Here is a 19,378-nt window from a genome sequence, read left to right as displayed (position 1 = left end):
GGCCCCCAAACTCGTTGTACCTGCTGGGACTTGGGATGCTCGGGACGGCGCAGGCACGCTTAACCGGCGTTTAAGGGCCGCTTAATCCGGAGGCGATGTGGGATTCGAAGGTGAGACCTGGCACGTGCGTCGGGTGCGGGGCGCGGGGGAGACCGGCGCGGAGACCGGAGAGACCGGGCGGGCCGGGGAGATCGGGGAGATCCTGATCGAGGACGCCGACTTCCCCTGGCTGTCGGGCCGGTTTCGCGCAGGCCCGGCGTACGGCGCGGTCCGCGACCTGTTCGCCCGCGAACTCGCCCTCGCGGAACGGGACGACGCGGGGCACTGGGCGCAGTGGGAGGCGGTCTACGCCGAGATCGAACGGCGTGTGCGGCTCGTGTCGCCCGACGGTCCGGTCGCCGAGTTCCTGCTGCACATCAAGGGCGACAGGGCCTGGTTCCGGTGGAACGACGAACCCTTCCGGCGGGAGCGGGCCGACGGCTGACCGCGCTCACCCCCGGTCGGTCAGCAGGGCCTCCGCCTCGGCGAGGATCTCGGTGACCCGCAGCCCGAACGCGGCGTCGCACGGATGCGGGCGCCCGCCGCCCGCGGCGGCGAGCAGCGCGTCCGCGGCCCGCCGCAGGGCGGGCACCGGTCCCTGCGTGGTCTCCGGAAGGAGCGTCACCCCGGCCCGGCCGCGCAGCTCCACCGTGGCACCCGCCGCGGCGGGCGGCGCCGTCAGACTGAGCGTGAGCGTGCTCGACGCACCGCCGGTGTGTTCCAGCACCAGATGGACGGTGTCCCCGGGACCCGGCACGGCCGCCGTCACGCGCCGGGCGTCACCGAGGACCGGCAGCAGCACCGACAGGGCGTGCGGCCCCACGTCCCACAGGGCGCCCTTGTCCCGCCGCCAGGGCGAGTCGGCGAACGGGCTGTCACCGCCGCCGAACACGGCACCGAGCCACTGCGCCCGCGCGGTGAACCAACCGTCCGCGGCGGCCTGTTCGGTGATCCACGCCTCGGTCTCGGGCTGGAACCGGGTGGTGAAGAAGACCACCGAGGCGACACCAGCCGACCGCACCGCCTCCACCACCGCCCGCCCCTGCGCCACCGTCGCCGCGAGCGGCTTGTCGAGCAGCAGTTGGCACCCGGCCCGCGCCGCGCGCACCGCGAGGCCGGCCTGTACCGCCGGGGGCAGCGCGACGGCGACGGCCTCCACGTCGGCCAGCAGGGCGTCGACGTCGTCGTAGGCCCGCGTGCCGTGCCGCTGCGCCAGCTCCTTGGCGGCGTCCGGGCGGCGGCCCCACACGCCCACGAAGTCCAGGTCGTCGTGGGCCGCCAGGGCGGGGGCGTGCGCCATGTCCGCCCAGGGGCCGGTGCCGAGCAGTCCGATGCGCATTCCGTCGCCTCTCCACGGTGCCGGGTCCGACGGCGGACCGGATCCGCCGACGTTCCTCCCTGACGGCCGGCGTGCGACAGCCCGGCCGACGCCGAGCGTGCCACACCGGGCGGGTGTCCGGACAGGGCTCCCGGGATGCCGGCCCCCGCATCGCACGAGACCGGTGATTCTGCCGATCCCCCCGACCGCCCCGCCCGTCGACAGTGGCACCGCCGACTCATCGGCGACGCCCGTCAGGCGGATGTCCCGGGACGCGACCCCACGTGTCCCCGGGCCGTGTGCGAACACCGGCCGGGCCGCTCGCCACGACAGAGAGGACGACCCCTCGTGCAGCAGAACCCCCACACCCACGCCGCCCAACACGCCCCACGCCCCACGTTCCCGGGCGCGCGGCGGCGGCTGGCCGGCGTGACGGCCGCCGTGGCCGCGGCCGTCGCGCTCAGCACCCTCACCGGCCCGGGAGCCCAGGCCGCCGACAACCCCTACGAGCGTGGCCCGGCGCCCACCGAGTCGAGCATCGAGGCATCGCGCGGCTCCTACTCCGTGGCCGACACCCGCGTCTCCTCGCTCGCGGTCACCGGCTTCGGCGGCGGCACCATCTACTACCCGACCAGCACCAGCGACGGCACGTTCGGTGCCGTGGCGATCGCACCCGGCTTCACCGCGTACCAGTCCTCCATGGCCTGGCTCGGCCCGCGGCTGGCCTCCCAGGGCTTCGTCGTGTTCACCATCGACACCAACACCACGCTGGACCAGCCCGCCTCCCGAGGCCGGCAACTGCTGGCGGCCCTGGACTACCTCACCGAGCGCAGCTCCGTCCGGAGCCGGATCGACAGCAGCCGACTTGGCGTCATGGGCCACTCGATGGGCGGCGGCGGCACCCTGGAGGCCGCCAAGTCCCGGCCGTCGCTCCAGGCCGCGATCCCCCTCACCCCCTGGAACCTGGACAAGAGCTGGCCCGAGGTGAGCACCCCGACGCTGGTCGTGGGGGCCGACGGCGACACGATCGCCCCCGTGGCGTCCCACGCCGAGCCGTTCTACACCGGCCTGCCGTCCGCCACGGACCGCGCCTACCTGGAGCTGAACAACGCGACCCACTTCTCGCCGAACACGTCCAACACGACGATCGCGAAGTACAGCGTTTCCTGGCTCAAGCGGTTCATCGACAACGACACCCGCTACGAGCAGTTCCTGTGCCCGCTGCCCGGGCCGAGCCTGACCATCGAGGAGTACCGGGGCAACTGCCCGCACGGCTCCTGACCCTGCGCACGGCACCGTCCGGCGGCGGTCGCGGGCACGTCGCGGCCGCCGCCGGTCCGCTGTGCCGCCGCACGGGCCCGCCGGCGCCCGGTTGGGCGCCGGCACAGTGCCGGGGGCGCTCGCACGGCACACAACCGCAGGTGACAGGGCCGAAGCCCCGGCGGACGCGGGCGGATCGATGCCTTCCGCGTCGGGCTACGCGTGCGTAACCTCCCGAAAATGACCGGAGAGACGACCGTACGTACGGCCGTGCGGATCCACGGCCGGAGCGCGCAACGGGAGGCGTTGCGTGCCTTGTTGGACGAGCTGCCCACCCGCGGCGGCCAACTCGTCGTGACCGGCGAACCCGGACTCGGCCGGACCACGCTGCTCCAGTGGGCCGCCCACTCCTTCCGGGCCGGCCCCGTACTCCGCCCCGGCCCCGGCCCCGGCTCAGGCCCTGGCCCCGGCCGGGACCCGAGCGCGCACGGGACCGCCGACCAACTGCTGGGCAGCCTGCGGGAGGCGGCCGGGGCGGCGCCCGTGCTCGTGTGCGTGGACGACGCGCACCTGTGGGACGCGGCATCCCGCACCGCCCTCGGCCGCGCGGCGGAGGGCCCGCACACCGGCGGCCGGGTCGGACTGCTCCTCTCCGTCGCCGCGGACCGTGCCGTCGACCCGGAGTTCGCCCACCTTCCCGTCCTGCGCCTTGACCCGCTGGCACCGCCGCGGGCCGCCGCCCTGCTCGACGACGTGACCGACGGCGCCGCCGCCCCGGGCGTCCGCGAGCAGCTCCTGGCCGAGGCGGAGGGCAACCCCGCACTCCTCGTCGCCCTCGTCCGCCGGCTGTCACCCGGCGAGCTGCGCGGACACCGGGCCCTGCCCCACCCGCTGGCCGACGCCGCGACCCTCGCCGAGGTGGCGGGTGGCGCGCCGGCCGGCGGGTCCGCCCATGCGCGGGACCTGCTGCTGACGGTGGCGGTGGCCGGACAGGCCTCGGACGGGCCGGACGTCGACGCCGGCCTGGTCCTCGACGCGGTGCGGCGCCTGCGGCCGGCACCGGGGTCCGGCCCCCGCGCCGAACCGCTGCCCGAACAGCTACTCCTGGCCGGCGACCGGCTCCGCTTCCACAGCACGCTGGTCCGCCGCACGGTGCACGCCACCGCCGCGCCCGACCGACGGCGCGCCGCGCACCGCGCGCTGGCCGACGTGCTGCAGACCGGCGGCCACAGGCTCCCGGCGCTGCTGCACCGCTCCTGGTCGCTGAGCGGCCCGGCACCCGCGCCTTCGGCGGACCGGCTCGCGTCGGTGGCGGCCGACGGCACAGTGCGGGCCTCGTACCGGCTGCGCGCGACGGCGTACGCCCGTGCCGCCGAGCTGACGGCCGACGGCCCGCGACGGGCGGAGCGGTACGTTGCCGCGGCCGAGCAGGCCCTGCTCGCCGGACGCCCCGAACGGGCCCGCCCGCTGCTCGCCGCGGCCTGCGGCTGCGCCGCTCCCGCCGCCGTACGGGGGCGGGCCGAGCTGGTGCGCGGCCTGGTGGAACTCAGGGACGGCCCGGTCGGCGACGCCCACCAGTCGCTGCTGCTGGCCGCGTCCCTGCTCGCCACGGACGCCCCCGCCGACGCCGCGACCGCCGCACTGGCCGCCGCCGACGCGGCCTGGGCGGCGGGCGACCTACCGGCGTGCCTGGCCACCCTCACCCCCGGACCACCACACCGAACCGGGACCCCGGCCTGCGTGAGCCGCGCCGCGACCCCGGCTTGCGTGAGCCCCGCCGGGAGCCCGGTCTGCGAGGGGCTCGCTGGGACTTCGGTTCGCGAGCGTCCTGCTGGGGCTTCGGTTTGCGAGAGTGTCGCTGGGGTTCCGCCCTGCAGGGGCCTTGCTGGGTCTCCGGTCTGCGGGGGCCTTGCTGGGAGCCCGGTTTGCGAAGGGTTCGCTGGGGCTCCGGTTCGTGAGCGTCCTGCTGGGGCTTCGGTTTGCGAGAGTGTCGCTGGGGTTCCGCCCTGCAGGGGCCTTGCTGGGTCTCCGGTCTGCGGGGGCCTCGCTGGGAGCCCGGTCTGCGAGGGGCTCGCTGGGGCTCCGGTTCGCGAGAGTGTCGCTGGGGCTGCGCCCTGCGAGGGCCTCGCCGGGAGCCCGGCCTGCGAGAGTCCCGCTGGGTCTCCGGTCTGCGGGGGCCTCGCTGGGGCCCCGGTCCGCGACCACACCGGGGGCCATCGCGCCGTGGCGCCCCTGGCCACCGTCGTACGTGACCACCGTGTCGGCATGCGGGCGCTGCTCGAGGGGCGGCTCGACCGGGCCGGGGGGCCGCTCGGGCAGGTGGTGGAGCGGGGCAGGACCGAGGAGCGGCCCGAGGCGCTGCTGCGGTCGGCGGCGGCGGCCTTGCTGCTCGGGGACGTGGACGCTGCCCGCAGGGGCGGGGCCCGGGCCCTGGCCGCCGCCCGGCAACTCGGCTCGGACGCGCTGGTGCCGCAGGCACTGGAGTACCTCGCCTACGCCGAACTGCGCGCCGGCCGGCACCCGCAGGCGCGCACCCACGCGGAGGAGGGGCTGCGCACCGCGCTGCTGGCAGGACAGCGCAACACGGCGGCCCACCACCGTGCGGTACTGGCCCTCGCGGCGTCGATCGAGGAGGAACCGGACGTCGTCGCCCGGCACGTCACGGCCGCCCTGGTCACCGCCCGGCGGCACGGGCTGGCCCAGGCGGCCACCCTCGCGGAGTGGGCGGCGGCCCGCGCCGACCTCGGCCGGGGGCGCCCTTTCGATGCCGCGGACCGGCTCGGACTCCTGGTCCTCCCCGGGCCCGGGCGCGGCCACTTCGCGGTCTGGCGGCTCGCCGTGCCGTGCTTCGTGGAGGCCGCGGTCCTCGCCGGACGCCACGAGGACACCCGCGAGGTCCTCACCGACTTCACGGGCTGGGCGGCGTTCGGCGCCGACCCGCAGGCCGCCGCCCAACTGGCCCGCTGCCACGCCCTCCTCGCCCCGCCGGACCGCGCCGACGACCTCTACCGCCGCGCGCTCGCCCGGCACGACGAGGCGGGCGGCGACTTCGAACGGGCCCGCACCGCACTGTTGTACGGCAAGTGGCTGCGCCGGCGCCGCAGACCGCGCGAGGCCCGCGGCCGCCTCGGCACCGCGCTGGCCGGGTTCGAGCGCTGCGGTGCCGGCGTCTGGGCCGCACAGGCACGCGACGAACTGCGCGCCCTCGGGGCCGCCCCGCACGGGACCGGCGCCGGAACGCTGACCCGCCTCACCCCGCAGCAACTGCGCATCGCGCGGCACGTCGCCGAGGGCGCCACCAACCGCGAGGTCGCGCTGACCCTCGCGGTGAGCACCCGCACCGTCGACTACCACCTCCGCAAGGTCTTCGCCGCGCTCGGCGTACGGTCCCGGCTGGAGCTGGCCCGCATGGTCGGGCAGGCGGAACGGGCCGAACACGTCGAAAAGACCGGTGCACAACCCTAGGGACCGACCGGACGGTATGCCATCCTTCGGGGCAGGACGAGTCAGGAGGCGGACCCGGCGCGGGCGGAAGCCCGTCGCGGGGCGGCGCCTTCGCAAGCCCTGCCCCGGGGAGGACCGCGATGCAGCACGCCGTACGGTCACGAGCAGCGATCCGCACCGGGCTGACGCCCGTTCCACGCCCGCGGACACCGGGCGTCACGTCGTTGATCGACGCCGACGCCCTGCGTGTCCTGCACCGGGCCGCGCGCGCCCTGCTCGACGACCTGCCCGACCTGACCGACCGGCTGATGACACTGCTGCAGGAGCAGGAGCCCGCATACCGCGCGGCCGTCACGAAGGACCCCACCGCCACCTGGCAGGAGGTCCACCGCTCCCTGCGGCACAGCGTGGCCTCGCTGCTCGACCCCCGCGGCGCCCGGGACGCGGCCCGCCGCTGCTCCTGGCGGATCGGCGCCACCCGCGCCGAGCAGGGACTCCCGCTGGACGCCCTGCTGCACGCCTTCCGTCTGGGCGGCTCACTGGTGTGGCAGCGGCTGGTCGAGGAGACGTCCAGGGCCGCTCCCGAGGACGTGCGGCTCCTGGTGCACGTGGCCGCCGACGTGTGGAACTTCGTCGACGAGCACTGCACCCTCGTCGCGGACGCCTACCGGCAGACCGAGTGGCAGCTCGGCCGCCGCCGCGAGAACCGGGCCCGGCTGCTGGCGGCCGGACTGCTCGACGGCACCAGCCGCATCGCCGACCTGCCCGAGGCCGCCCGCACACTCGACCTGCCCGAGCAGGGCCGCTACGTCGTCGTCGCCGTCACCGGCGGGCCCCCGGTCCGGTCCGGCGCCACCCGCGCCGCCGCCGTACCGCCCGGCGTCCGCGTCCACTGGCACGCCGGGCCGGAGGTCGACTACGGCATCGTCCTGGTCGGCGCGGGCGAGGGGCTTCCGGACCCGCAAGAGCCCGGGTCCGGGCCGCACCCTTCCCTCCCGGGCCTGCGGATCGGCGTCGGCAGCCCGGTCGACGGACTCGCCGCCGTGGGCGACGCCCGCAGGCTCGCGGACACCGCACTGGGCATCTGCCCCGAGGCGGGCGGCACGGTGAGACTGGCCGACCGACTCCCCGCCGCGCTGGTCGTCTCCAGCCCCGAACTCGGCCGGGCCCTCGCCGAGAAGGTGCTGGGCCCCGTGCTCCGTCTGGAGCCCGCCGACCGCGAGGTGCTGCTGGACACGTTGACCACGTGGCTCGACTGCGACGGTTCGGCCCAGCGCGCCGGCGAACGCCTCTACTGTCACCGCAACACGGTCCTCAACCGCCTGCGCCGCTGCGAACAACTGACCGGCCGCTCCCTGGCCCGCCCGGCCGACGTCGTCGAGTTCAGCCTGGCCCTGACCGCCCGACGCGTCCTGCGCGACTGAGACGCGGGGCGGCCGGGTCCGCCTGCCCCGGCCGCACGGGGCCAGGACCTGTCCGGTCGATCAAGTCGCAGGAAACCGACGGCGCTCGTTCAACGCTGGTGAGCGGGGGCTGGTACGTGCGGCTGCAAGGCGGAGGAGGGCGGCGACGCGATGGGGGTCCCCCGAGCGTGAGGGAGTGCGTGCCAGACCCCGCGTCTGCGGCATGATCGGCCGGACAGGTTCTGGTTCCGGACGAAGCGTGGGTCCGGCAGCTCGGGGCCCCTCTCCGGTAGGCGTCGAGATGCCCGCCAGGCTGCTCGGACCCTTGCCCGGCCGGTAGCCGGAGCCGGTAGCCGGAGCCGGTAGCCGGAGGCGGTCACCGGAGCCGGTCGTCGGTGTCCCGGGCGATGCGCTCGTGCGGGCGTCCTGTCCACGGCCCCAACCGCTGCCCCAACCGTTGTCCCGCCCGGCGCCCCGCCCTCGGCGCCCGCGTCCGGAGCGCCCCGGACGGTCTCCGGGCGCTTCGCGTCTCACCGGTCCCACCCGCCACCGGCGGCGCGGGTGCCGGAAACCTGCTCCGCCGCCGCCCTTCCTGGGCATCCGCACAGACTCACCATCCCCGGACTGGGACGCCGCAGCGACCCTGCCCCGGACCCCTGTACGGCCGGCGGTGCCCGTGCTGTCGTGAGCTCCCCCCGTTCACCCGTCACCGTGCCGTCCAGGCCCGGTCCCAAGGAGCCGCGATGCCCGCAGCACCACCGGACGGCGCGCCCGCGCTGCACGTCGAGAGCCTCGACGTGACGTACGGGCGCGCACTGTCCGCCCTCCGCTCCGTGTCCCTGACCGTCCCGCACGGCGCGGTCGTCGCGCTGCTCGGCGCCAACGGCGCCGGCAAGACGACGCTGCTGCGGACCGTCTCCGGCACCCTGCGCCTGCACCGCGGCGCGATCACGGCGGGCCGCGTCCGCTACGGGGACAAGGCGCTCGACGGCCGGGACCCGGTCGCCGCCGTACGCGCCGGAGTCGTACAGGTGCCCGAGGGCAGGCGGGTGTTCGCCGGACTCACCGTCGACGAGAACCTGCGGGCCGGCGGACTCGGCCTCGGCCGGCGCGCCCCGGCCCAGGTCCGCGAGGCCCGGGACCGTGTCTTCGCCCTCTTCCCGCGCCTCGCCGAACGCCCCCGTCAGGCCGCCGGCCTGCTGTCCGGCGGCGAGCAGCAGATGCTGGCCATCGGCCGGGCCCTGATGGCCGCGCCCCGGCTGCTCCTGCTCGACGAACCCTCCCTCGGCCTCGCCCCGATGATGGTGGACCGCATCGCCGGGGTCGTCCGCGAGATCAACGCCCAGGGCACCGCCGTCCTCCTCGTCGAACAGAACGCCGGCATGGCGCTGTCCCTGGCCGAACACGCCTACGTCCTGGAGGTCGGCGAGGTCCGGCTGTCCGGCGAGGCGGGCGAACTCGCGCGGACCGACGCCGTACGCCGCCTCTATCTGGGCGACACCACCGAGGGCGCCGACGGCAAGGGGGCCGCGTGACCACCCGTACCGCCGCACCGCCCCCACTCGACGTCCGGGGCGTGACCGTGCGCTTCGCCGGTCTCCTCGCCCTCGACGACGTCTCCTTCACCGTCGCCCCCGGCACCGTGCACGCCGTCATCGGCCCCAACGGCGCCGGCAAGTCCACCTGCTTCAACGTCCTGTCGGGCCTGTACCGGCCCACCGCGGGCACCGTACGGCTCGGCGACGCCGAGCTGACCCGGCTCGCCCCGCACCGGATCGCCGCGCTCAAAGTGGCCCGCACCTTCCAGAACATCGTCACCACCCAGGGCACCGTCGCCGACAATCTGATGCTCGGCCGGCACGCCCTGTCCCACGCCGGTTTCGCCGCCAGCGCCCTGCGGCTGCCGCGCGCCGTGCGCGAACAGCGCGAACACCTCGCCAAAGCCCGAGAGATCGCCGAACTCACCGGCCTGGGCGCCCACTTCGACTCGCCCGTCGCCCTGCTGTCCTACGGCGACCGTAAGCGCGTCGAACTCGCCCGCGCCCTCTGTCTGGAGCCCCGTGTACTGCTGCTCGACGAACCCGTGGCCGGCATGAACGCCGCCGAACGCGTCCGCACGGCCGAGGTCGTCCGGGAGATCCGCGCCGAACTCGGCCTGTCCGTCGTGCTGGTCGAGCACGACATGGGCCTGGTCATGCGGCTCGCCGACGAGGTCACCGTCCTCGACTTCGGCAGGGCCATCGCCCACGGCACCCCCGACGAGGTCAGGCGCGACCCCGAGGTACTGCGCGCCTACCTCGGCACCACCGACACCACTGGCACCACCGGCACCACTGGCGCCACCGGCACCACCGGCACCACCGGCACCACCGGCACAGGAGAGGACGCGGTATGAGCGGCTTCCTCGACAACCTCCTCAACGGCCTCGCCCTCGGCTCGGTCTACGCCCTGATCGCCCTCGGCTTCGTCACCATCTTCAAGGCATCCGGCGTACTGAGCTTCGCCCACGGCTCGCTCCTGCTGCTCGGCGGATACCTCGTCGCCGTACTCCACGACGACATCGGCTTCGCCGCGGCGCTGGCCGTCGCGGTCCTCGCGACGGCCGCCGTCGCCGGTGCGCTGGACCGGCTGGTGCTGCAACGGGTCGGGACCGACCCGCACGCCGCCCACGTGCAGACCATCGTCACCATCGGCATCGACATCGTCCTGGTCACCGACCTCTCCCGGCGCATCGGCGGCGACCTGCTGCCGCTCGGCGACCCCTGGGGCGCCGCCGTGACCGACCTCGGCCCGGTGACCGTCGCCGACAGCCGCATCGCCGCGATCGTGGTGTCCGCGGTGGCCATCGCCGGCGCCTTCGCCCTCTTCCGGTTCACGCCGTGGGGACTGTCGCTGCGCGCCGCCGCCGACGACGGCGAGGCCGCCGCCCTCATGGGCGTACGGCTCACCCGCGTGCGCACCGTCGCCTGGTGCCTGGCCGGCGGACTCGCCGCGCTCGCCGCGGTCTTCCTGGTCGCCTTCCCCGCACCCGGACTGGAGCGCACCACCGGGCAGATCGCCCTGAAGGCGTTCCCCGCCGCCATCCTCGGCGGGATGACCTCACCGGTCGGCGCCCTGGTCGGCAGCATGCTGATCGGCCTCACCGAGGCGTTCGTCGCCGGCTACCAGTCCGAACTGCACGTTCTCGGCGAGGGCTTCGGCGACGTCGCGCCCTACGCCGTGATGGTGCTCGTCCTGCTGGTGCGCCCCGCCGGACTCTTCGCGGCGAAGGGAGCGGCCCGTGTCTGACCGCCTCGCCCTGCTGCTCAGGAGCGGCCGGCTGCTGCTGCCCGCCCTCCTCCTGTGCGCCCTCCCCTTCTACCTGGACGCCTTCTGGCTGCGCATCGGCCTGTTCTCCATGGCCGCGGCCATCGGCGCCGTCGGGCTCGGCCTGCTCAGCGGCACCGCCGGACAACTCTCCCTCGGACACGCCTTCTTCCTCGCCGTCGGCGCATACGGCTACGTCTGGCTGGCGGGCGAGCCCGGACCGGGCCTGCCGCCCGCCGTCGCCGCCGTCCTCGCCGTACTGCTCGCCGGAGCGGCGGGCGGCCTGTTCAGTCCCGTCGCGGGCCGGGTCAAGGGCATCTACCTCGGCGTGGCCACCCTCGCCCTGGTCTTCCTCGGCCACCACGTCCTGCTCACCGCGGACTCCGTCACCGGCGGCTTCAACGGACGCTCGGTGCCGCCGCTGGAACTGGGCGGGTTCACCTTCGCCGAGACCGATCCAGAACTGACGGTCCTGGGAGTGCCGTTCGGCGCCGAGGAACGGCTCTGGTATCTGGGCCTCGCCCTGTTCGCGCTCACCTGGTTCACCGCGCGCGGACTGTTGCGCGGCCGTCCCGGACGCGCCCTGGTGGCACTGCGCGACAGCGAGACCGCGGCGTCCGTGATGGGCGTGCACGTGGCCCGGTACCGCTCGGCCGCGTTCGTCGTCTCGTCGATGTACGCGGGCCTCGCCGGCGTCCTGCTGGCGCTCGCCTTCCGCCGCGTGGTGCCCGACTACTTCTCCCTCCTCCTCTCCGTCGACTACCTCGCCATGATCGTCATCGGAGGCCTCGGCTCGGTGGCCGGCGCCACCGCCGGAGCCGTCTTCGTCACCGCGATGCCCCTCCTGATGACCCGCTACGCCGACCAGTTGCCCCTGGTGGCGACGCCGGGGTCCGGCGACGGCTCGATCGGCCCGACCGAGGCCTCCCGCTACCTCTACGGCGCGGCGATCGTCGTGATCCTCCTCTACGCCCCCGACGGCCTGCACGGCCTGGCCCGCCGCACCCGCGCGCGCCTGCGCCTGCGCCGCGGGGCATCCGTCACCGGCCCTCCCGGCACCGGTCCCTCGCCCGGAGCGACCTCCGCATCCTCCGACACCCCCGCCACCACCGCACGAGCCAAGGAGCACACCCCGTGAACGTCACGCACCCCAGGCCTCGCACCGCCCGGACCGCCCGGACCGCCCGGACCGCCCGGACCGCCCGGACCGCCCGCAGTGCCCGGACCACCCGGACCGCGGCCCTGGCCGCGGCGCTGGCCGCCGTGCTGCTCGCGGGCACCGCCTGCAGCTCCAAGGCGGACGGCGGGAGCACCGACGACGCCGCCGCCGACGGCATCAAGGCCGGCCCCGGAGTCAGCGACAAGACCATCACGCTGGGCGCGCTGACCGACCTCACCGGCCCCTACGCCACCCTCGGCAAGAGCATCGTGCAGGCCCAGCAGATGTGGGCCGACGAGACCAACGCCGCCGGGGGGATCTGCGGCAGAGAGGTCGAGATCGTCGTCAAGGACCACGGCTACGACGTGCAGAAGGCGGTCACCGCCTACGCCGACATCTCCCCGGACGTCGTCGCCCTGCCGCAGGTCATCGGCTCCCCGGTGGTCGCGGCCCTGCTGGACGACATCGAGCGCGACCACATGCTGACCTTCCCGCAGGCCTGGGCCGCCTCGCTGCTCGGCCACGACGCCGTCCAGGTCCTCGGCACCACCTACGACCTCGACATGATCGCCGCCGTCGACTTCCTGACCCGCACCAAGAAGATCGCCAAGGGCGACACGATCGGCCACGTGTACTTCGAGGGCGACTACGGCGCCAACGCGCTCGAGGGCTCCGAGTGGGCCGCCGAGCAGGCGGGGATGAAGGTGGCCGGGCAGAAGATCAAGGCCACGGACACCGACCTGACCGCGCAGGTCTCCGCGCTGAGCAAGGCCGGGGTGAAGGCGATCCTGATCAGCGCGGGCCCCGCCCAGACCGCCTCCCTCGCCGGCCTGGCCGCCGCCCGCGGCCTGAAGGTGCCGATCGTCAGCAGCGCACCCGGCTACGCCCCGCAGCTGCTGAAGACGCCCGCGGCGGCGGCGCTGGAAGCCATGGTCCACGTGGTCAGCGCGGCACCGGCGGTCAGCTCCGACCTGCCGGGCGTCAAGAAGATGGTGGCCTCCTACAAGAAGGCGTACCCCGGCGAGCCGGTCGACTCCGGCGTGCTCTCCGGATACAACGCCGCCCAACTGATGGGCGCCGACCTGAAGAAGGCATGCGAGGGCGGCAGCCTCACCCGCCAGGCCGTGGTCAAGGCGCACCGCTCGCAGAAGAACGCCGACACCGGCCTCGGCACCCCGCAGAACTTCACCTACGTGACCGCGCCGGCGAGCCGGTCCACCTACGTGCTCAAGCCCGACGCCAAGGCGGTCGGCGGTCTGGTCGGCGTGGAGGAGGCCCACAAGGCGCCCGGAGTGGACGCGTACCTGGCCGGCCGCGGCTGACCGGGCCAGTGGCCGTCAACTCGCCCGCATGGCAATCGGTTTGACGGCCACTGATCCTCCCTCTGGTTTCGCTGCCCACCGGGTCCTTAGGATGTACTGTCTGTCATGCCAGTCCAGTTGGCGCGGGTACGGAGCTGGGGGAACGATGCAAGCCGACAAGCGGCTGTCCACGGAGATCGACGCCAATGTGCCCACAGCGGCACGTATGTACGACTTCTATCTGGGCGGCAAGGACAACTACGCGGCGGACCGGACGGCCGTCGGAGAGCTCGACAAGGTCGTCCCCAGCACGCGCCGGCTGGCGCTGAACAACCGGCGCTTCCTTCAGCGGGTCGTCCGCACCCTCGTCGAGGACTACGGCATCCGCCAGTTCCTCGACCACGGATCCGGCCTGCCCACGCAGGACAACGTGCACCAGATCGCCCAGCGCATCGCGCCCGACTCCCGCGTCGTCTACGTCGACAACGACCCGATGGTCCTCGTCCACGGCCGGGCGCTGCTCGACCAGAACGACCAGACCGCCGTCATCCACGCCGACATGCGTGCGACGGAGGAGATCTTCTCCCACCCGGACACCCAGCGCCTGATCGACTTCTCACAGCCGGTCGCCGTGCTGTTCAACTCGGTCTTCCACTGCATCCCGGACAGCGAGACCGACGGCCCCAAGGCCGTGATCCGTCGCGTGACCGAGCGGCTCGTGCCCGGCAGCTTCGCCGTGATGTGCCAGTTGGTCAGCGAGGACGCCGAGGTACGGAAGTTCGTCACGGACTTCATGGACCAGGCGACGCAGGGGCATTGGGGCCGGGTCCGTGAGCCGAGGGACGTCGAGGCGTTCTTCGAGGACATGGACATCCTGGAGCCTGGCCTGGTGGAGGTCTCCACCTGGCGCCCGGACACCGAGGTGGCGCCGCGCCAGCTCTCCGACGAGTGGATCGAGTTCGGCGGTCTTGGCCGGCTGCGCTGACCGCTGACGAGCAGATCATCCGCACCACGCGGAGCCCGTACAACGCGGAGCCCGTACAACGCGGAGCCCGTACAACGCGGAGCCCGTACAACGCGGAGCCCGTACAACGCGGAGGGGCCACGCGCGATTGCGCGTGGCCCCTCCGCGTTTGCCGCTACTTGTCGGCGTAGCGCGTCGCCATCGTCTCGCGCAGCCGGTCCAGTGACTCGCGCGGAGTCAGCGCCTCGTCGGCCAGCCGGTCCAGCGCGACCCGGTACTCCTCGGTCTCGTCCCGGTCCTCGAGGAAGTTGGCGCTCTTGATGTGCTCCAGATAGACCACGTCCGGCAGATCGGTGCCGCCGAAACGCAGATAGGTGACGGGGATCGCGGGCGCCGACGCGTTCGTCACGTCCAGTGGCACGATCTGCAGCGTCACATGGGGCTGCCCCGCCATCTCGACGAGGTGCGCGAGTTGCTCGCGCATGACGTCACGGCTGCCGAGCACGCGCAGCAGGACGGACTCGTCGATGATCGCCCAGAGCTGCGGCGCGTCCTGGCGGTCCAGCAACTGCGCCCGGCGCTTGCGCAGCTCGACACGGCGCCGGACCTCGCCCGCGGGAGCGTTCGGCAGGCCGCGCTCGACCACGGCCTCGGTGTAGTCCCCGGTCTGGAGCAGACCGGGGACGTACTGGATCTCGAAGGTACGGATGGTGGCCGCGGCCTCCTGGAGACCGACCAGGCGGTCGAACCACTCGGGCATCAGGCGCTTGTCGTACCGCTGCCACCAGCCCGGTTCGCCCGCGCGCTGCAACAGCTTGATCAGCACCGAGGCCTCGTAGGCGTCGGTGCCGTACCGCTCGAGCAGCGCACGGACGTCGTGCTCCGTCGGGGGCCTGCGGCCCTTGCCCGACTCGATGCGCGAGAGCTTCGCCGCACTGAACCCGAGGTCGCGTGCGGCCTGGTCCTGGGAGAGGCCGGCGTCCTCGCGAAAACCCGCGAGCTGTACGCCGACGAGCATCTTCAGCAGAGTCGGCGCCGGCTCGGCCCGGTCCAGATAGGGTTCGAGACGGGAGATGCGATGCGGCGCGGCGGACATCCTGACTCCCAGCAGACCGGCAGACTTGAGGGAAAGACTATCTCATCCCATCGGTGTCCGCCGCATCCGCCGGTAGAAATCGGGTAGTTGGACTCCGCTTGCGCGTCGCCCCGCCTACAGCAGGTGGTCGAACTCGCCCTCCTTCGCCCCGGCCAGGAAGGCGGCCACCTCCGCGGAGGTGTAGACGAGCGCGGGGCCGTCCGGGTCACGGGAGTTGCGCATCGCGATGCCTCCGTCCACGAGGGCGACCTCCACGCAGTTGCCCTCGGCGTTGCTGTGCCGACTCTTCTTCCAGCAGGCGTCCAACGAGCTGGCCTGCACTCCGTTGCGCACTGATGGCACCGCGGTCTCCTTGCCGTTCGGGGGAGCGGACCGAGTTCCGTCGGTCCCCGAGCGCTCCCATCCGATTTTTTTCGCGCAATTTCTCGTGCAATTGCACGCGAGCGCTCTAAGCGTGGATAATAGCCGTGGCGTCAACCCCTTGGTCGACGCCTCGTTCTGACGTCGCATCAGGGAGATGCTGTGCCGTCACCTGCGCATCCAACGCTCCGGTCACCCGGCGAACCCGTGTCGGGGGCAGGCGCGACGAGCCGGTCCGGAGGGCTGCCGCGCACGGCGCGGGAGACACCGCGCGGGTGGCCCCTCGGCCGCCGCGGTGACGACGCAAGCCTCGTAACCCTCGCAAGCCTCGTCACCCTCGTGATCACCGGACTCTCCGACTCCGGGGACAACACGCCCGTGTTCCACCCGTCCGACGGCTCCGCACTCCAGGAGCACGGCCGCGCCCTGTGCACGTTCTGGGCCACGTTGTCGACCCGCCCCCTCACCTGACCCGACTGCCGCGGAAGGGCCCCACACCATGCGCAGCGCTCCGACACCCGAGCCGAGCACCGAGCGCACCGACCGCCGGGCGCAGCCGCCCGGCGTGCCCGGCACCACCGCCCTCCTCGCGGGCCTCGACGGCGTGCCCTGGAGCGAGATCCAGGACTCCAGCGGCTCGGCGGCGGCCATTCCCCGACTGCTGCGCAAGGTCGCCAGGGGGGACGCCGAAACCGCCCGTGCCGCCCTCGGCGACCTGCGCAGGCGCATCTGCCAGTACGGCTTCGTCGTCGAACAGGCCACCGCCGCGACCGTCCCCTTCCTGTGGGAGCTGGCGCAGCGGCCCCAGGTGAGCTGCCGGGCGCAGATCATCCAGCTACTCAAGAACATCGCCGACGCCCGCCAGTGGGAGACCACCGCCACCGCGTATCCCAAGCTGCTCAACCACCGGGAGAACCCGGTGGCGTGGGAGCGTGCCGCGCGGCAGGCGGTCCGCGCCCGGCGGGGCGAACTGGAGCGGCTGCTGACCGAGGACGACAGCGAGATCACGCGGGCCACCACCGAACTCGCCCGCACACTCGGAGCCGGCAGCCTCGGAGACTGAGACCCGCGCCCTCCACGGGGGAGAAGGCGCGGGTCTCTCCTTCCAAGGCGTGAAACGGTGTGGCGTACTCCTTGCCGACGGGGTAGGAAAGCGCGGGAAGTAAGCGCTTGCCCCACTCGGTCACCAGGAGGACCACGCCGATGGCGTCGCCCGAAAAGCCGCTCGATCACCGCTACCGGGGCGAACACCCGATACGCACACTCGTCTACCTGTTCCGGGCCGACCGCCGCCCGCTGGCGGGCGCGGTCGCCGTCTTCACCGTCAAGCACAGCCCCATATGGCTGCTGCCCCTCATCACCGCGTCCATCATCGACACCGTCGTCCAGCACGGCCCGATCGGCAACCTGTGGACCAGCACCGGGATCATCATGTTCATCCTGCTGGTCAACTACCCGCTGCACCTGCTCTACGTCCGCCTCCTGTACGGCAGCGTGCGCCGCATGGGCACCGCCCTGCGCTCCGCACTGTGCACACGCATGCAGCAACTCTCGATCGGCTACCACTCGCGCGTCAGCGCGGGCGTCCTCCAGGCCAAGGTCGTGCGGGACGTGGAGACGGTGGAACAGATGGTGCAGCAGACCGCCGAGACGGGGCTCGGCGCGTTCACCGTGCTCACCGGCGGCCTGGTCATCATCGCGGTGCGCACCCCGGAGTTCCTGCCCGTCTTCCTCGTCGTCGTCCCCGCCGCCTCCCTCCTCGTGGCCCGGCTCAGGGCCCGGCTGCGCGCCCACAACGAGCACTTCCGCCACGAGGTCGAGACCCTGTCCTCACGGGTCACGGAGATGACCCGGCTCATCCCGGTCACCCGCGCCCACGGCCTGGAGGGCAAGGCGCTGCGCCGCATGGACGGCACCCTGGACCGGCTGCTCACCTCCGGGATGCGCCTGGACCTGGTCAACGGCCGCTTCGGCTCGCTGTCCTGGGTCGTGCTCAACGTGGTCGGCGTACTGGTGCTGGCGGGTGCCGCGCTGATCTCGTACTACGACGTCTGGGGGGTCACCGCCGGCGACGTCGTCATGCTCAGCGCCTTCCTGACCACTCTCACCAACTCCACGACCACGCTGGCGAACCTGGCCCCGGTCATCACCAAGGGCCTGGAGTCCGTCCGTTCGGTCGGCGAAGTGCTCCAGGCCCCCGAACTGGAGGACAACGAGGGCAAGACGGAAGTCACATCGCTGCGCGGAGCCGTCGCCTTCGAGGGCGTCGGGCACCTCTACGACAGCGACGGGCGGCCCGCGGTGCAGGACTTCACCCTCGCCGTGGAACCCGGCGAGACCGTCGCGCTGGTGGGCGCGTCCGGCGCCGGCAAGTCCACCGTGCTCAACCTGGTCATCGGCTTCCTGCGCCCGACCTCGGGCCGGCTGCTGCTCGACGGCACCGACATGAACACGCTCGACCTGCGCACCTACCGGCGCTTCGTCTCGGTGGTGCCGCAGGAGTCCATCCTCTTCGACGGCACGATCCGGGAGAACGTCGCCTACGGCATGGACGACGCCGACGAGGAGACGGTGCGCGGCGCCCTGCGCGACGCCAACGCGCTGGAGTTCGTCGACCGGCTGCCGCGGGGCGCCGACACCCTGGTCGGAGAGCACGGCGCCCGGCTGTCCGGCGGGCAGCGCCAGCGCCTGGCCATCGCCCGCGCCCTGATCCGGGACCCCCGGGTGCTGATCCTCGACGAGGCCACCTCGGCGCTGGACACCCGCTCGGAGGCCCTGGTCCAGCAGGCGCTCGCACGGCTGCTGCGCGGGCGCACCACGTTCGTCGTGGCGCACCGGCTGTCCACCGTGCGGGGCGCGGACCGGATCGTGGTCATGGGCGAGGGCCGCGTCCAGGAAATCGGCACCCACGAGGAACTGCTGGCGAGGGGAGGGGCGTACACGGCACTCCACAGCGGCCAGGTCGCCTGACCGTGCCCGCGTCCGTGCCGTCCGGGTCTCAGGGCCGTGGCGGGGGAGTGTCGAGGACCCGCCCGGCGTAGTCGGCCAGTTGGGCGCGCATCCGGTCGTGGGGCAGGCCCCGTACGCCCGCCAGATGCTCGACGAGGTCGGCGCGGACGGCGGCGAGCAGCGCGTGGGCGGCGAACTCCCCGTCGCTCAGGCCGGGGACCTGCTCCAGGACCGTACGGAGCAGGGTGTGCCAGCGCTCGTAGTGTCCCGCTCCGTACGGACTGTCGCGCCCCGCGGCCTCCAGCGCCAGCGCCAGGCCGCGATTGTCGAGCTTGAAGCGCAGGAGAGCGTCGAGCAGGGCGGTGACGCGTTGCTGCGGCGGGGTGCCCGGTCCCAGCGGCTGCGGTCCCGTCTCGACGGCCCGCTCGATCGGCTCCAGCCGCGCCTCGTACAGCGCCCCGACCAGCCCGACGCGGTCGCCGAAGGCCCGGAAGAGGGTTCCCTTCCCGACGCCGGCCGCCGTCGCGACATCGGCCATGGTGACGTCGTCGGGGCTCTCGCAGCGGACGAAGAGGGCGTCGGCGGCGGCGAGGACGGCCGCCCGGTTGCGGGCCGCGTCCTTGCGGGGCTTGCGCTCGGTCACAGGGGTCTCCTCCGTCGTGGGGCGTCGGCGGGCGTCGTCGGGCCTCGGCGGGCGGTGCGCGTTGCAAAGCGGACCGTCGGTCCGTATTGTTTGAAGCGGACCCGCGGTCCGAATGGTAGTCCCCCAAGACGCGACG

The 19,378-nt window shown here is 73.7% G+C and carries 17 protein-coding genes; 13 read left to right on the top strand and 4 right to left on the bottom strand.

Annotation, left to right across the window (positions count from 1 at the left end; genetic code table 11):
- The first annotated feature begins 97 nt into the window (after nt 1-97).
- On the top strand, nt 98-484 hold the full coding sequence (locus tag KUM40_RS24540; protein ID WP_217168262.1) for a hypothetical protein: 387 nt from the start codon (nt 98-100) through the stop codon (nt 482-484).
- Nucleotides 485-490: 6 nt separating this feature from the next.
- On the opposite strand, the gene KUM40_RS24535 is transcribed toward KUM40_RS24540, so the two are convergent.
- On the bottom strand, nt 491-1,378 hold the full coding sequence (locus KUM40_RS24535; RefSeq protein WP_217168261.1) for a Gfo/Idh/MocA family protein: 888 nt from the start codon (nt 1,376-1,378) through the stop codon (nt 491-493).
- A gap of 327 nt (nt 1,379-1,705) precedes the next feature.
- Here KUM40_RS24535 and KUM40_RS24530 point away from each other — a divergent pair, with 327 nt between their 5' ends.
- The 9 genes from KUM40_RS24530 to KUM40_RS24490 all read left to right on the top strand — a co-directional run bounded on the left by KUM40_RS24530 (nt 1,706) and on the right by KUM40_RS24490 (nt 14,215).
- Complete coding sequence (locus tag KUM40_RS24530; RefSeq protein WP_217168260.1) at nt 1,706-2,638, top strand: dienelactone hydrolase family protein; 933 nt, start codon at nt 1,706-1,708, stop codon at nt 2,636-2,638.
- 219 nt (nt 2,639-2,857) lie between these two features.
- Nucleotides 2,858-6,082, top strand: a complete 3,225-nt coding sequence (locus KUM40_RS24525) for a helix-turn-helix transcriptional regulator (protein WP_254395528.1) — start codon at nt 2,858-2,860, stop codon at nt 6,080-6,082.
- A 119-nt stretch (nt 6,083-6,201) separates the two neighbouring features.
- Nucleotides 6,202-7,485 (top strand): CdaR family transcriptional regulator, encoded by a 1,284-nt coding sequence (locus tag KUM40_RS24520; protein WP_217168259.1) that lies wholly within the window; start codon nt 6,202-6,204, stop codon nt 7,483-7,485.
- 722 nt (nt 7,486-8,207) lie between these two features.
- Nucleotides 8,208-8,999 (top strand): ABC transporter ATP-binding protein, encoded by a 792-nt coding sequence (locus KUM40_RS24515; RefSeq protein ID WP_217168258.1) that lies wholly within the window; start codon nt 8,208-8,210, stop codon nt 8,997-8,999.
- The gene (locus KUM40_RS24510) at nt 8,996-9,859 is read left to right on the top strand and encodes an ABC transporter ATP-binding protein (protein ID WP_308401223.1); all 864 of its coding nucleotides are present in this window, start codon (nt 8,996-8,998) and stop codon (nt 9,857-9,859) included. The genes KUM40_RS24515 and KUM40_RS24510 overlap by 4 nt, the downstream gene beginning before the upstream one ends.
- Nucleotides 9,856-10,752: a branched-chain amino acid ABC transporter permease gene (locus KUM40_RS24505; RefSeq protein ID WP_217168257.1), complete on the top strand. Its 897-nt coding sequence runs from the start codon at nt 9,856-9,858 to the stop codon at nt 10,750-10,752. Before KUM40_RS24510 ends, KUM40_RS24505 begins: the two co-directional genes overlap by 4 nt.
- A complete protein-coding gene (locus KUM40_RS24500) occupies nt 10,745-11,908 on the top strand; it encodes a branched-chain amino acid ABC transporter permease (RefSeq protein ID WP_217168256.1) in 1,164 nt (387 codons plus the stop codon). Before KUM40_RS24505 ends, KUM40_RS24500 begins: the two co-directional genes overlap by 8 nt.
- A complete protein-coding gene (locus KUM40_RS24495; RefSeq protein ID WP_374227414.1) occupies nt 11,905-13,251 on the top strand; it encodes an ABC transporter substrate-binding protein in 1,347 nt (448 codons plus the stop codon). Before KUM40_RS24500 ends, KUM40_RS24495 begins: the two co-directional genes overlap by 4 nt.
- A gap of 145 nt (nt 13,252-13,396) precedes the next feature.
- Entirely contained in the window at nt 13,397-14,215 is an 819-nt protein-coding gene (locus tag KUM40_RS24490) for an SAM-dependent methyltransferase (protein ID WP_217168255.1), read from the top strand.
- Between the two features lie 154 nt (nt 14,216-14,369).
- Here the strand turns inward: KUM40_RS24490 and KUM40_RS24485 are convergent, their stop codons facing one another.
- Entirely contained in the window at nt 14,370-15,290 is a 921-nt protein-coding gene (locus tag KUM40_RS24485; protein WP_217168254.1) for a helix-turn-helix transcriptional regulator, read from the bottom strand.
- A gap of 114 nt (nt 15,291-15,404) precedes the next feature.
- On the bottom strand, nt 15,405-15,632 hold the full coding sequence (locus KUM40_RS24480) for a DUF397 domain-containing protein (protein WP_217168253.1): 228 nt from the start codon (nt 15,630-15,632) through the stop codon (nt 15,405-15,407).
- A 357-nt stretch (nt 15,633-15,989) separates the two neighbouring features.
- Between KUM40_RS24480 and KUM40_RS42190 the strand changes: the two genes are divergently transcribed.
- From KUM40_RS42190 to KUM40_RS24470, 3 genes are all read left to right on the top strand, one after another.
- Nucleotides 15,990-16,121 (top strand): hypothetical protein, encoded by a 132-nt coding sequence (locus tag KUM40_RS42190; protein ID WP_302180887.1) that lies wholly within the window; start codon nt 15,990-15,992, stop codon nt 16,119-16,121.
- A 28-nt stretch (nt 16,122-16,149) separates the two neighbouring features.
- On the top strand, nt 16,150-16,713 hold the full coding sequence (locus tag KUM40_RS24475; protein ID WP_217168252.1) for a hypothetical protein: 564 nt from the start codon (nt 16,150-16,152) through the stop codon (nt 16,711-16,713).
- Nucleotides 16,714-16,853: 140 nt separating this feature from the next.
- Nucleotides 16,854-18,620, top strand: a complete 1,767-nt coding sequence (locus KUM40_RS24470) for an ABC transporter ATP-binding protein (protein ID WP_217168251.1) — start codon at nt 16,854-16,856, stop codon at nt 18,618-18,620.
- Nucleotides 18,621-18,648: 28 nt separating this feature from the next.
- Here the strand turns inward: KUM40_RS24470 and KUM40_RS24465 are convergent, their stop codons facing one another.
- The gene (locus KUM40_RS24465; protein WP_217168250.1) at nt 18,649-19,242 is read right to left on the bottom strand and encodes a TetR/AcrR family transcriptional regulator; all 594 of its coding nucleotides are present in this window, start codon (nt 19,240-19,242) and stop codon (nt 18,649-18,651) included.
- Nucleotides 19,243-19,378: the final 136 nt, after the last annotated feature.

This window comes from Streptomyces sp. AC512_CC834 (assembly GCF_019049325.1).
Lineage (GTDB): Bacteria > Actinomycetota > Actinomycetes > Streptomycetales > Streptomycetaceae > Streptomyces.
This window is presented reverse-complemented; position numbering and strand designations above follow the sequence as displayed.

Coding starts and splice junctions, on each gene's coding strand:
- KUM40_RS24535 (WP_217168261.1), bottom strand. CDS start 1,378: ATGCGCATCGGACTGCTCGGCACCGGCCCCTGGGCGGACATGGCGCAC.
- KUM40_RS24525 (WP_254395528.1), top strand. CDS start 2,858: ATGACCGGAGAGACGACCGTACGTACGGCCGTGCGGATCCACGGCCGG.
- KUM40_RS24520 (WP_217168259.1), top strand. CDS start 6,202: ATGCAGCACGCCGTACGGTCACGAGCAGCGATCCGCACCGGGCTGACG.
- KUM40_RS24515 (WP_217168258.1), top strand. CDS start 8,208: ATGCCCGCAGCACCACCGGACGGCGCGCCCGCGCTGCACGTCGAGAGC.
- KUM40_RS24505 (WP_217168257.1), top strand. CDS start 9,856: ATGAGCGGCTTCCTCGACAACCTCCTCAACGGCCTCGCCCTCGGCTCG.
- KUM40_RS24490 (WP_217168255.1), top strand. CDS start 13,397: ATGCAAGCCGACAAGCGGCTGTCCACGGAGATCGACGCCAATGTGCCC.
- KUM40_RS24485 (WP_217168254.1), bottom strand. CDS start 15,290: ATGTCCGCCGCGCCGCATCGCATCTCCCGTCTCGAACCCTATCTGGAC.
- KUM40_RS24475 (WP_217168252.1), top strand. CDS start 16,150: ATGCGCAGCGCTCCGACACCCGAGCCGAGCACCGAGCGCACCGACCGC.
- KUM40_RS24470 (WP_217168251.1), top strand. CDS start 16,854: ATGGCGTCGCCCGAAAAGCCGCTCGATCACCGCTACCGGGGCGAACAC.